Raw genomic sequence first — 13,202 nt, 5'->3', positions numbered from 1 at the left:
TGGCAGCGGGTGGCGGCATCGGGCAGCGGTGTCGGGTGGCGACGAGGACTCGGGAGGGCAGGGACCGTGGACGACGAGCCGGCCGGCGTCGCGTACCGGATCGAGGACCTGGCGCACCACAGCGGTGCCACGGTCCGGACGATCCGTGCCTACCAGGACCGCGGGCTGCTCCCCCGGCCCGAGAGGCGTGGCCGCGCCAACGTGTACTCGGACGCCCATCTGGCCCGGCTGCGGCAGATCGCCGACCTCCTGGACCGCGGCTACACGCTGGCCTCGATCAAGGAGCTCCTGGAGGCCTGGGACGCGGGCCGGGGTCTCGGCGGCGTGCTCGGCCTGGTCGCGGAGGTCGACGGGCCGTGGACGGACGAGGAGGCGGTCCGTATCTCCCGGGCCGAGCTGGACGAGCGGTTCGGCGGCCACCCGGACGACACGGCGGTGGCCGACGCCGTCGAGCTCGGGGTGCTCGAACGCGTTCCGGGGGACGAGGACACGTTCCTCGTTCCGAGCCCCCAAGAGCTGGCCGTGGCAGCGGAGTTGTACGAGGCGGGCGTTCCGCTGTCCGCGATCTCGGGCCATCTGCGGGAGTTGAGGGGCCAGGTCGAGCACATCGCCTCCCGCTTCCTGGAGTTCACCAGCGAGCACGTCTTCGCCCGTTATCTCGGCGAGCACCCGCCGACCGACGCGGATGCCGCCGAAGCAGCCGCGCTCGTACGACGCCTGCGACCGCTCGCACGCCAGACCGTGGACGCCGAACTCGCCCGGGCCATGCGGATGTTCGCCAACCGGCATCTGCGCCGGCACCTCGGTGCGGAGCAGCCCCCGATTGCTGCGGACGAGACGCGATCCGTGGCCGTCCCCGCGGACACAATGGCCGCTGTGGAACGGCTCGTCGGCTCGGACAAGGCGGCCGAGTTCATCGCCGTGGCCGCCGAACGGGAGGTCAGGGCCCGTGCCTTGGACGCGCTCGCCGCAAATCATGCTGAGCCCGGGAAAGTTGACGAACCGTCGTAAAGCGTCGGCGAGTTGTCCACAGATTCTCCAACTAGCCCTGTGGATAACGCATTTGGCTGTGGATCAAACCTCCGGGTCAAAATCAAATGCGTGACGAGCGTCTCGCCAGGCACTCTGGCGGGATGGACGAAAGACGCACCGTGAAGGTGTCGAAGTACCTCTCGAAGCATCTGCGGCATCAGCCCGAGCGGATCGGGCTGACGCTCGACGAGGGCGGCTGGGTCGAGATCGAGACGCTCATGGCCGCGGCGGAGGCGCACGGCTTCCGGTTCACCCGGGACGAGCTCGACCACGTGGTCGCGAACAACGACAAGCGGCGCTTCGCGATCGAGGGCTCGCGGATCCGCGCCAGCCAGGGCCACTCCGTCGAGGTCGACCTGGGCCTGGCGGCGGCGACCCCGCCCGCGCACCTTTACCACGGGACCGTCGGCCGCAGCCTGGACGCGATCCGCGCCGAGGGGCTGCGGCCGATGAACCGGCACGACGTGCACCTCTCGCCCGACCGCGAGACCGCGACCCGTGTCGGCGCCCGCCGCGGCCGTCCCGTCGTGCTCTCCGTGGACGCCGCCGCCATGCACCGCGACGGCCACGAGTTCCGGGTGAGCGCCAACGGGGTCTGGCTCACGGCGGCCGTGCCCGCGCGCTACCTGCGGTTTCCGGGCGCGCACTGATCGGCGGGGGCTGTCCCCGCGGGCTTGTCCGGGCCCGTCGCCGCGGGTTAGTCCGGCCCGGCTCCGTGGGCTTGCCCGGCTCTGTGGGCTTGCCCGGCCCCACCGCCGCGGGCTGGTCCGGCCCCATCCCCCGCGGGCTTGTCCGGGCCCGGCCCCGCTCACCGGCCGTTTGGGGTGCGCCCCGCGGCTCCGCTTAGGCTCTGAGGCATGAGTCTGCGCCTGAGCACCGTGATCCTGCCGTACCTCCGCTGGCACGAGGGAGGGCGTTCCGCATGGCAGCGCGCCGAGCAGCTCGGGTTCCACACCGCTTTCACGTACGACCATCTGTCGTGGCGGACGTTCCGCGAGGGGCCCTGGTACGGGGCGGTTCCGACGCTCACCGCCGCCGCGGGAGCCACCGACCGGCTGCGCCTCGGCACGCTGGTGACCTCCCCGAACTTCCGGCATCCGGTGACCCTCGCCAAGGAACTGATCGCGCTCGACGACATCTCCGGTGGCCGGATCACGCTGGGCATCGGCGCGGGCGGCTCCGGCTTCGACGCCACGACGCTGCTGAAGAGCGGCGAGGAGCCGTGGACGCCGCGCGAGCGGGCCGACCGCTTCGGCGAGTTCGTACCGCTGCTCGACCGGCTGCTCACCGAGGACTCCGTTTCCTACGACGGCACCTTCTACTCGGCGCGCGAGGCGTACAACATCCCCGGATGCGTCCAGCGCCCCCGGCTGCCCTTCGCGGTGGCCGCCACCGGGCCGCGCGGGCTGAAGCTCGCCGCCGGGTACGGGCAGGCGTGGGTGACGACGGGCGACCCGAAGCTGTTCGAGACGGGCACGCCCGAGCAGTCGGTTCAGGCCATTCGCGGACAGGTCGAGAAGCTGGCCACCGCGTGCGAGACGGTCGGCCGTGACGTGAACGAGCTCGACAAGGTCCTGCTCACCGGCTTCACCCCGGACCGCGCACGTCCGCTGGAGTCCCTCGACGCGTTCGTCGACTTCGCGGGTCGGCACATGGAGCTGGGCTTCACCGACATCGTGATCCACTGGCCCGTCCCGGACTACCCGGACTTCGCCGCGGACGAGAAGGTGTTCGAGCAGATCGCGATGGAGGCGGTGGGGCAGCTCGGCTGAAGCGCTGTCCGACGCCTGGCTCGGGTGGACGGACACCGCTGGGCCGGCTCCGGCGGACGGCTTGGGCCAGCTCCGGTGACTCACGCGGCGGCCGCTTCGGCGGTCCTCCGCAGGCCTCCCTCAAGGAGGCCCCGCCTCAGCCCCGGGTTGGCAAAGCTGCAGGTGAGGGCACTCCTCACTCACATGTGCGGACCGCCGCACGCCCGTGCACGCATATGCGGGAGAATGAGGAAGTGACCTCAGCGACCCGACGGCCCGGGAACCCGGCCTCCACTCTCCCGCCCCGGCTGATCGCCACGGATCTCGACGGCACCCTGCTGCGCGACGACAAGTCCGTCTCGCCGCGCACGATCGCCGCCCTGGCCGCCGCCGAGGAGGCCGGCATCGAGGTCTTCTTCGTGACCGGACGCCCCGCCCGCTGGATGGACGTCGTCAGCGACCATGTCCACGGTCACGGCCTCGCCATCTGCGGGAACGGCGCCGCCGTGGTCGACCTGCACGGCGGCCCGGGCGCTCACCGCTTCGTCAAGGTCCGCGAGCTGGCGCGGGAGAACGCGCTCGACGCGGTGCGACTGCTCCGCGACGCCGCGCCGGGGACCGTGTTCGCCATCGAGCAGACGTACGGCTTCTACCAGGAGCCGGCGTATCCGAAGCTGCACATGGAGACCCCGGACACCCTCGCGCCCGCCGAGAAGCTCCTGGCGCCGGACGCGCCCGGTGCCGACGAGCCCGTGCTCAAGATCCTCGCCTTCCACCACGAGATCGCCCCGGACGACTTCCTCATGACGGCCCGCCTGGCCATCGGCGACCGGGCCAACGTCACCCGTTCCAGCCCGAGCGCGCTCCTGGAGATCAGCGGCCCCGGCGTCTCCAAGGCCAGCACGCTCGCGCTGTGCTGCGCCGAGCGCGGCATCTCGCACGAGGAGGTCGTCGCCTTCGGTGACATGCCCAACGACGTGGAGATGCTCACCTGGGCCGGCACGTCCTACGCGATGGGCAACGCCCACCCCGACGTGATCGCGGCAGCCTCCGGTCGTACGGTCGCCAACAACGAGGACGGGGTGGCCGTCGTGATCGAGCGGATACTCGCGGAACGCCAGTAGTCGACCGGACACTCGCCGAGCGGCAACAGTCGAGCGGGCACTCGCGGAACGTCGGTAAGGGACGGCATCCAGGCGCCCGCCCCTTACTAGCCTTCTTAACTAGCTCACTTGACCAGCTCGCTCTACCGGCCCTCTCCTGGACCTCGATCTACAGCCGAACCCCACGCGTGGCCAGCCACTCCCGCGGATCGACTCCCGATCCCAGCTGAGGCGTCAGACGTACCTCGAAGTGCAGATGCGGCCCGGTCGAGTTGCCGGTCGTGCCCGACTGGCCGACCCACTGCCCCGCGGCGACCCGCTGTCCCTGTTCCACGGTGACGGCGGCCAGGTGGGCGTACTGCGTGTAATAGCCCCCCGCGTGTTTCACCACGACCTCGATCCCGAACGCCCCGCCGCACGACACCTTCACCACCCGGCCCGCGCCCACCGACCGCACCGGCGTGCCGATGTCCACCGCGAAGTCCTGCCCGGTGTGCCGGCTCGCCCAGCGATCACCGCCGCTGCCGAAGCCCGAGGAGAGTTCGTACGTCTCCACCGGCGCGACCCACGGCTGGATGAAGCGCGTTCGCGGCTGGTCGAGACGGACCGCGCCCCGGCACGCACCGGCGGCGACCGAGGCATCCGCCTGCCCCTGGAGCGTCCACTGGGCCTCTTCCAGCTTCTTCTCGATCCCCCGCTTGATCTTGGCGAGTTCGCCGTTGCGCCGCTCCAGCGTCTGCCAGGCCGACGCCGCCTTCTCCTCGTCGGCGGCGAGCCGTGCCTCGGCCCTGCGGCTCTTGGTGACGGCGTTGTTGACCGCCAGATCCGCCTGCCAGACCGCACGCTGACCGCGCATCAGCTCGTCGGGACTGTCCGCGAGCAGTATCTGCACGGTGTGCGGGAGTCCGCCGCCGCTGCGGTACTGGGCGCGCGCGATCCGGCCGAGGTCTCCGTGCAGCGCGGCGATGTCCTGCCGCTCACGCGCGAGGAGCCGCTCCAGGCGCTGCGCCCGGCCCCGCTGCACGTTCGCCTCCCGGCGGCCCGACTCGTACTGCTGCGTCGCCAGGGACGCCTCGTCGTACAGCCGCACCACCTCGGCGCTCAGGCCGCCCGGGGTGTCGGAGGCTCCCGTGGCCGAGGTGGGCCGGGCGATCAGGACGGCCAGCGCGCACAGCAGCACGGGGACGAGCAGGGGATGGTGACGACGTGAGCGCATGCCATCGATCGTGTCGCGCTCAAGCGGCTCCGGTCCTGTTCAAGTCGTACACCTGGGGGACCGGTTGTCACGGATGGACCATTCCACTGAGCCGAACAGGGGCCTGGCTCAGGGAACTTCGGCGGGCCGCCTTGCCGCGGCTGCCCGCACCGCGGACCGGCCGACCGCACCCGGGGTCATTCAGTACGGCGCCTCCCACACCACCGAGGCGCCACCGCCGTTCTCACCGCTGCCCGGCCCGTACCAACTGTCCCCGCCCAACGACTCCGCCCGTCGCGCCAGGTTCTTGAGCCCGCTGCGCCGCCCGCCCTCGGGGATGCCGACGCCGTCGTCCGTGACGGTCAGCCGTACGCCGGGCCGTCCGTCCGGCAGTTGTACGGTCGCGTCCACGGTGACGTCGATACGGGACGCCCCCGCGTGCCGGAAGGCGTTGGACAGGGCCTCGCGGAGGGCCGCGATGAGGTTCTTGGCCGTGAGTTCGCCGACCACCAGGTCGACGGGACCGACGAAGTGGTGCGACGGCTTGAAGCCGAGCGGCACGGCGGCCATGTTGATCTCGCGCAGCACGCGTGTCCGCAGCCCTGTCGTCACCTCGGCCGGCTCCTGCTGGAGCGCGAAGATGGCGGTGCGGATCTCCTGGATGGTGACGTCGAGTTCGTCGACCGCCTTGCCGACGCCCTGCCGCACCTCCGGCACCGCGGACCTCCGCTGGGCGCTCTCCAGCATCATCCCGGTGGCGAACAGCCGCTGGATGACGAGGTCGTGCAGGTCGCGGGCGATCCGGTCGCGGTCCTCGTAGACCGCGAGCCGCTCCCGGTCGCGCTGCACCTCCGCCATCATCAGCGCCAGAGCGGCCTGCGAGGCGAACTGCGTCGCCAGGTTGCGCTCGGTCTCCGAGAACGCCCGTGCACCCTCGGCGCGCGCCATGACGAGGGTTCCCAGGACTCGGCCGCCGCTCTGGAGGGGCAGCAGCATCGTCGGGCCGTAGCCGCCGGAGAGGTCGCTGAGCATGCGTGGGTCGGTTGCCGCGTCCTCGACGAACACGGCTTCTCCCGCGAGGAGTTCGCCCACGACCTCGTTCTCGGCCGGCACGACGAGACCCAGCGCCTTCGACGGCCGCTCGGACGCCACGGCGACGATCTCCAGACCGCCCTCGGCGGCGGGCAGCAGTACGAGTCCGGCGGCCGAGTCGGAGAGCCGGCGGGCCTGTTCGGCGACCACCTGAAGGGCTTCGTCGGCGTCCCCGCCGGACAGGAGCGCGGTCGTGACGGCCACGGATCCGTCGATCCAGCGCTCGCGCTGCTTGGCGGCCTCGTACAGACGCGCGTTCCCGATGGCGATGCCCGCCTCCCCGGCCAGCACGCGCACCATGTCGAGGTCGTGGTCGTCGAACGGCTCTCCGCCGCGCTTCTCGGCCAGGTAGAGGTTGCCGAAGATCTCCCCCTGCACGTGAATGGGGACCCCCAGGAAACCGCGCATCCGCGGATGGTGCTCCGGAAACCCGCACGACCGGGGATCCTCCGTCAGCTCTGCGAGCCGCACGGGTTCGGGGTCGCGGAGGAGCGCCCCGAGGAGACCCTCGTGCCCGTCCGGGAGCCGCCCGATCAGCCGGGCCGTCTCCCCGTCGACCCCCTGGTACACGAACTCGGCGAGCCCGCCCCCGTCCTCCGCCGCCACCCCGATCGCCGCGTACCGCGCGTCCGCCAGCTCCGCCGCGGTCCCACAGATCCGCTCCAACGTGGACCGCAGCTCAAGCCCACTCCCCACCGCCCGCATCGCCTCCAGCAACCGCGGCACGTCATCAGAATCCGGGGCACCACCGGGGCTCGACACGACTGGCATACACAGAGCCTAATTAGTCCCTTTTGTGAAGGAAAGCCGAACCCTCCTCACCGAGCGCACGGCTGCCCGGCTTTCTTGGTGGCGCTCACCGCACAGCGGCCAGCAACTCCGTCCGGCTCTCCCGCTCGAACATCCCCCGCAACGCCCCCTCCCCACGCACCAACTCCCCGTACGCCCCCCGCTGCACCACACACCCGTCGTCCAGCACGATCACCTCGTCGACCGCCTCAAGACCCGCCAGCCGATGCGTGATCAACAACGTCGTACGCCCCTCGGTCGCGGCGAGCAGATCGGCGGTGAGCGCATCGGCGGTCGCCAGATCGAGATGCTCCGCGGGCTCGTCGAGAACGAGCACGGGAAAGTCCGCGAGCAACGCCCGCGCCAGAGCGAGCCGCTGCCGCTGCCCCCCTGACATCCGCGCCCCGTGCTCCCCGATCAACGTGTCCAGCCCGTCGGGCAGCCCGTCGACCCAGTCGAGCAACCGGACTCGCCCCAGCACGTCCCGCAGCGCGGATTCGGTGGCGTCCTTGCGAGCGAGCAGCAGGTTCTCCCGTACCGAACTGTCGAAGAGATGGGCGTCCTGCGCGCACAGCCCGACCAGCCGCCGTACGTCGTCACCGTCCATGCCGTACGCGTCGACGCCGCCCAGCGTGTACGTCCCGGCATCCGCATCCAGGAACCGCAGCAACACCTGGGCGAGGGTCGTCTTGCCCGCCCCGGACGTCCCCACCACAGCAGTGCGACGTCCGCGTTCGAGGGTCAGGTCGACCCCGGCAAGGGCATCCCGCTCCTGTCCGGCGTGCCGGGCGGCCAGGCCCTTCACCACGACGGGGAACGGCGACCCGGGCGCCTCCAACGGCTTCTCCGGTTCACGTACGGGCTCGGGCGCGTCGAGCACCTCGTAGACGCGCTCCGCGCTCTTGCGCACCCGCTGGCGGTACTGGACCGCGAGCGGCAGCCCCAGGACGGCCTCGAAGGCGGCGAGCGGGGTGAGGACGACGACGGCCATCGCCACGCCGCTGAGCCGCCCGTCCAGGACCGCCTGGGCGCCGACGAGGGAGGTGGCCGCGACGGTGAGTCCGGAGACCAGCGCGATGAGCCCGTCGCCGAGCGCGGTGGCGGTGGCGGCGCGCGAGGCGATACGGGTCAGCTCGCCGTCGGCCCGTCGCGCCTCGGCGGTGCGCGCGGGCAGCGCACCCGCGACCGTCAACTCGGCCGTGCCCGTGAGCAGATCGGCCACCCGGGTCGCCAGCACCCCGCGTGCCGGGGCCAGCCGGCGCTCCGCACGGCGTGCGACGGCACCGGTCACCAGCGGGACGCCCACCCCGGCGGCGAGCAGCCCGAGCGCGAGGGCGGCCCCTGCCTCCGGCAGCAGCCAGGCCGTGAACCCGACCGATCCGGCGGACACGGCAGCGGCAGCCGCGGCGGGCAGCAGCCAGCGGAGCCAGTAGTCCTGCAACGCGTCGACGTCGGCGACGAGTCGCGAGAGCAGATCACCGCGGCGAGCGGTACGCAGCCCGGCGGGCGCGAGCCGTTCGAGGCGCCGGTAGACGGCGACCCGGGTGTCGGCGAGCATCCGCAGCACCGCGTCGTGCGACACGAGCCGCTCGGCATAGCGGAAGACGGCCCGCCCGATTCCGAACGCCCGCGTCGCCGTCACGGCGACCATCAGATAGAGCACGGGCGGCTGCTGGGAGGCCCTGGAGATCAGCCAGCCGGAGGTGGCCATGAGGCCGACGGCACTGCCGAGCGCGAGACTCGCGAGCAGGACGGCAAGCACCAGCCGCCCGCGCCGAGGCCCGGCCATGGCACGCACCCGCGCCAGTACGCCTTCCCGCCCCTCTGGGAGCAGAGTCGCCTCTTCCTCACCGCCCGCGGGCAGCGCGCCCACCACGTCGGTCCGAAGCTCCTTGCCGCTGCCGGGGCCCATGGAGCCGTCCACCGCGACGGGCGTCTCCGGCTCCAGTCGCACGACCCGGTCCGCCACGTCCAGCAGCGCGGGCCGGTGGACGACGAGCAGCACGGTCCGCCCCACGGCCAGACGCCTGACCGCCTCCACGACCTCGGCCTCGGTCGCCCCGTCCAGCGAAGCCGTCGGCTCGTCGAGCAGCAGCACCGGCCGGTCCGCGAGGAACGCCCTTGCCAGGGCGAGCCGTTGACGCTGCCCGGCGGAGAGCCCGGCACCTTCCTCACCCAGTACCGTCCGTACGCCCTCGGGCAGCGCGTCCACGAATTCAAGAGCCCCGGCATCGGACAGCGCCCGCCGCACCGCGGAGTCGTCGGCGTCCGGCCGCGCCAGCCGTACGTTCTCGGCGACGGACCCGGCATACAAATGGGGCCGCTGCGGCACCCAAGCGACCTGTGAGCGCCACTCCTCCAGGGAGGTCTCGGTGAGATCGGCTCCCCCGACAAGCACCCGCCCCGACGTGGGTTCCACGAATCCCAACAGCACGTTCAACAGCGTCGACTTGCCCACTCCGCTGGGCCCGACGAGTGCCACCGTCTCCCCGGGGTCGACCGCGAACGACACGTCCGACACCGCGTCCGAGGACCGCCCCGGGAACCGGACCTTCACTCCATCGAAGCGCACCCCTCCCGAGGGCGGCACCGCGCCGGTCCCGGACGTCGGCTCCGGTGTCTCCAGTACCTCGAAGATCTCCTCGGCGGCGGACAGCCCCTCTGCCGCCGCGTGATACTGCGCCCCCACCTGCCGCAGCGGCAGATAGGCCTCGGGCGCGAGGATGAGGACGACCAGGCCGTCGTAGAGCGACATCTCGCCGTGGACGAGCCGCATTCCGATGGTCACCGCGACCAGGGCGACCGAGATCGTGGCGAGCAGTTCCAGCGCGAAGGACGAGATGAAGGCGATCCGCAGGGTGCGCATGGTCGCCTGCCGGTAGTCCCCGGTGATCCGGCGGATCGAGTCGGCCTGTGCCTTGGCCCGGCCGAACACCTTGAGTGTGGGCAGTCCCGCGACCACGTCCAGGAAGTGGCCCGAGAGCCGTGACAGCAACCGCCACTGACGGTCCATCTGGGACTGGGTGACCCAACCGATGAGCATCATGAAGACCGGGATGAGCGGCAGGGTGCCGACGATGATCGCCGCCGACACCCAGTCCTCGGTGACGATCCGCGCGAGCACCGCCACCGGCACGACCACCGCGAGGCCCAACTGCGGGAGATAGCGCGAGAAATAGTCGTCCAGCGCATCGACCCCGCGGGTGGCGAGCGCGACCAGCGAACCGGTCCGCTGCCCGCTGAGCCAGCCGGGGCCGAGGGCACCGGCACGTTCCAGCAACCGCCTCCGCAGCTCCGACTTGACCGCCGCGCTCGCCCGGTGTGCGGCGAGTTCGGTGAGCCAGGAGACACACGCCCTACCGACCGCGACCGCCGCCAACAGCAGGAGCGGCGTGCGCAGTTCGGCAACCGACAGTTCGTGCTGGAAGGCACCGACCACCACCTCGGCGATGAGCATCGCCTGGGCGATGACCAGCCCCGCACCCACAACTCCCAGACCGACAACCGCGATCAGGAACAGGCGGGTGGCGCGGGCGTAGCGCAGCAGTCGCGGGTCGATCGGTTTCACGTGAAACACACCCTTGGGTCAAGCAGGCATGTTTCACGTGAAACACACCCTCTTCTCATTGGGCCTGTTTCACGTGAAACAGGCCCATGGATTCATCGGTGCTAGTGCGCGGCCTCGGCGATGTGCTGCGTACCGATCCGCTTGCGGAACACCCAGTACGTCCAGCCCTGGTAGAGCATCACCACCGGCGTCGCGATGACCGCACACCAGGTCATGATCTTCAGCGTGTACGGGCTCGACGAGGCGTTGGTGACCGTCAGGCTCCACTCGTCATTGAGCGAGGACGGCATGACGTTCGGGAAGAGCGACAGGAAGAGCATCGCAACGGCCGCGATGATGGTGAGGCCCGACAGGGCGAACGCCCAGCCCTCGCGCCCCATCTGGTTCGCCCCGATCGCCGCGACCAGGGCGACGACGGCCACAACCAGCGCGACCAGGCTCTTGCCGTCACCGTTGTCGGCCTGGGTCCAGAGCAGGAAGGCCAGCGCGAGTACGGCCGTCACCAGACCGAGCCCGAGCGCCAGCTTCCTGGCCCGCTCCCGGATGTCGCCCAGGGTCTTGAGCGCGGCGAACACCGCCCCGTGGAAGGTGAACAGCGACAGCGTCACCAGGCCGCCCAGGATGGCGTACGGGTTGAGCAGGTCCCAGAGGTTGCCCACGTACTCGAAGTCCTGGTCGATCTTCACGCCCCGGACGATGTTGCCGAAGGCCACGCCCCACAGGAACGCCGGGAGCAGCGAGGTCCAGAAGATCGCGTTCTCCCAGTTGCGCTGCCACTGCTCCTCGGGCCGCTTCGCCCGGTACTCGAAGGCGACACCGCGCACGATCAGGCAGACCAGGATGAGCAGCAGCGGCAGGTAGAAGCCGGAGAAGAGCGTGGCGTACCACTCGGGGAAGGCGGCGAAGGTCGCACCGCCCGCCGAGAGCAGCCACACCTCGTTGCCGTCCCAGACCGGCCCGATGGTGTTGATCAGCACCCGCTTCTCGGTCCGGTCCCGGGCGAGCAGCTTGGTGAGGACGCCGATCCCGAAGTCGAAGCCCTCCAGGAAGAAGTAGCCGGTCCACAGGACGGCGATGAGGACGAACCAGACGTCGTGAAGTTCCATGACTCAGCAGCTCCCTGGGCCTAGTACGAGAAGGCCATCGGCTTGTCGGCGTCCTTGGGGTCGCCGCCGATCTTCGTGGGCGGATTGAGGTCGGCCTCCGTGAGCTCGGGCGGACCGGCCTTGACGTACTTCACGAGCAGCTTGACCTCGATCACGGCGAGGATCGCGTAGAGCGTGGTGAAGACGATCATCGAGGTGAGGATCTCGCCCTGCGAAACACCGGGGGAGACCGCGTCGCGGGTCTGGAGCACGCCGTAGACGACCCACGGCTGACGGCCCATCTCGGTGAAGATCCAGCCCCACGAGTTGGCGATCAGCGGGAATCCCAGGGTGAGGATCGCGATGCGCCAGTACCACTTGGTGAGCGTCGGGCCGAGAGCCTTGTTCTTGAAGAGCACCACGTGCGGCACTTCGTCGTCGCCGACCCGCAGATGCTGCCCCAGCATGAACTTCTTCCTGGTCAGCCAGAGTCCGACCAGACCGATCGCGAAGGACGTCATGCCGAAGCCGATCATCCAGCGGAATCCCCAGTAGGCGACAGGGATGTTGGGCCGGTAGTCGCCGGGCCCGAACCGCTCCTGCTCGGACTTGTTGACGTCGTTGATGCCGGGGACGTACGAGGTGAAGTCGTCCTTGGCCAGGAAGGACAGCAGTCCCGGAATCTCTATGGCGACCTTGTTGTGGCCGGCCTCGACGTCCCCGTAGGCGAAGACGGAGAAGGGAGCGGGGGCCTCGCCGTCCCACAGCGCCTCGGCCGCGGCCATCTTCATCGGCTGCTGCTCGTACATGATCTTGCCGAGAGTGTCGCCGCTGAGCGCGGTGAGCATGCCGCCGGCGACGACGGTGACCAGGCCGAGGCGCAGCGAGGTCTTCATCACGGGGATGTGCTTCTTGCGGACCAGGTGGAAGGCGGCGATGCCGACCATGAAGGCGCCACCCGTGAGGAAGGCCGCGGAGAGGGTGTGGAAGGCCTGCGCGAGCGCGGTGTTCTGGGTCAGGACCAGCCAGAAGTCGGTGAGTTCGGCACGGCCCTTCTGCTCGTTGATCCGGTAGCCGACGGGGTGCTGCATCCACGAGTTGGCCGCGAGGATGAAGTACGCCGACAGGATCGTGCCGATCGAGACCATCCAGATGCAGGCGAGGTGGATCTTCTTGGGCAGCTTGTCCCAGCCGAAGATCCACAGTCCGATGAAGGTGGACTCGAAGAAGAAGGCGATCAGCGCCTCGAAGGCGAGGGGGGCACCGAATACGTCACCGACGAAGCGCGAGTAGTCGGACCAGTTCATACCGAACTGGAACTCCTGCACGATGCCCGTGACGACGCCCATCGCGATGTTGATCAGGAAGAGCTTGCCCCAGAACTTGGTGGCCTTGAGGTACTTCTCGTTCTCCGTCCGCACCCAGGCGGTCTGCAGGCCGGCGGTGAGCGCGGCGAGCGAGATCGTGAGCGGGACGAAGAGGAAGTGGTAGACGGTGGTGATGCCGAACTGCCATCGCGCCAGCGTCTCCGGCGCCAAAGCCATTTCCACGTCGTCATCTCCTTACATCGCCGAGGTATCGGCGTCA

The 13,202-nt window shown here is 70.3% G+C and carries 9 protein-coding genes; 4 read left to right on the top strand and 5 right to left on the bottom strand.

Annotated features, from left to right (window positions below):
- The first annotated feature begins 66 nt into the window (after window positions 1–66).
- The 4 genes from ACN20J_RS25440 (at window position 67) to ACN20J_RS25425 (ending at window position 3,907) form a co-directional block, all read left to right on the top strand.
- On the top strand, window positions 67–1,011 hold the full coding sequence (locus tag ACN20J_RS25440) for a MerR family transcriptional regulator (RefSeq protein ID WP_189841571.1): 945 nt from the start codon (window positions 67–69) through the stop codon (window positions 1,009–1,011).
- A gap of 122 nt (window positions 1,012–1,133) precedes the next feature.
- Window positions 1,134–1,682 (top strand): RNA 2'-phosphotransferase, encoded by a 549-nt coding sequence (locus ACN20J_RS25435; RefSeq protein ID WP_419666873.1) that lies wholly within the window; start codon window positions 1,134–1,136, stop codon window positions 1,680–1,682.
- 207 nt (window positions 1,683–1,889) lie between these two features.
- A complete protein-coding gene (locus tag ACN20J_RS25430; protein WP_419666872.1) occupies window positions 1,890–2,804 on the top strand; it encodes an LLM class flavin-dependent oxidoreductase in 915 nt (304 codons plus the stop codon).
- A 215-nt stretch (window positions 2,805–3,019) separates the two neighbouring features.
- Window positions 3,020–3,907, top strand: a complete 888-nt coding sequence (locus ACN20J_RS25425) for a Cof-type HAD-IIB family hydrolase (RefSeq protein ID WP_189841568.1) — start codon at window positions 3,020–3,022, stop codon at window positions 3,905–3,907.
- A 148-nt stretch (window positions 3,908–4,055) separates the two neighbouring features.
- On the opposite strand, the gene ACN20J_RS25420 is transcribed toward ACN20J_RS25425, so the two are convergent.
- The 5 genes from ACN20J_RS25420 to ACN20J_RS25400 form a co-directional block, all read right to left on the bottom strand.
- Window positions 4,056–5,102, bottom strand: a complete 1,047-nt coding sequence (locus ACN20J_RS25420; RefSeq protein WP_419666871.1) for a M23 family metallopeptidase — start codon at window positions 5,100–5,102, stop codon at window positions 4,056–4,058.
- 180 nt (window positions 5,103–5,282) lie between these two features.
- Window positions 5,283–6,944, bottom strand: coding sequence for a GAF domain-containing sensor histidine kinase (locus ACN20J_RS25415; RefSeq protein WP_189841566.1), 1,662 nt, complete (start codon window positions 6,942–6,944; stop codon window positions 5,283–5,285).
- An 85-nt stretch (window positions 6,945–7,029) separates the two neighbouring features.
- Window positions 7,030–10,530: a thiol reductant ABC exporter subunit CydD gene (gene cydD, locus ACN20J_RS25410; RefSeq protein WP_419666870.1), complete on the bottom strand. Its 3,501-nt coding sequence runs from the start codon at window positions 10,528–10,530 to the stop codon at window positions 7,030–7,032.
- A 101-nt stretch (window positions 10,531–10,631) separates the two neighbouring features.
- Window positions 10,632–11,636: a cytochrome d ubiquinol oxidase subunit II gene (cydB, locus tag ACN20J_RS25405; RefSeq protein ID WP_189841564.1), complete on the bottom strand. Its 1,005-nt coding sequence runs from the start codon at window positions 11,634–11,636 to the stop codon at window positions 10,632–10,634.
- Between the two features lie 20 nt (window positions 11,637–11,656).
- Window positions 11,657–13,165 (bottom strand): cytochrome ubiquinol oxidase subunit I, encoded by a 1,509-nt coding sequence (locus ACN20J_RS25400; protein WP_189841563.1) that lies wholly within the window; start codon window positions 13,163–13,165, stop codon window positions 11,657–11,659.
- Between the last annotated feature and the right edge of the window lie 37 nt (window positions 13,166–13,202).

Source organism: Streptomyces sp. 2-1, from assembly GCF_048564895.1.
Taxonomy (GTDB): domain Bacteria; phylum Actinomycetota; class Actinomycetes; order Streptomycetales; family Streptomycetaceae; genus Streptomyces; species Streptomyces phaeochromogenes.
Note: the sequence above shows the minus strand (reverse complement) of the source record. Positions and strands in the feature narration are given on the sequence as shown.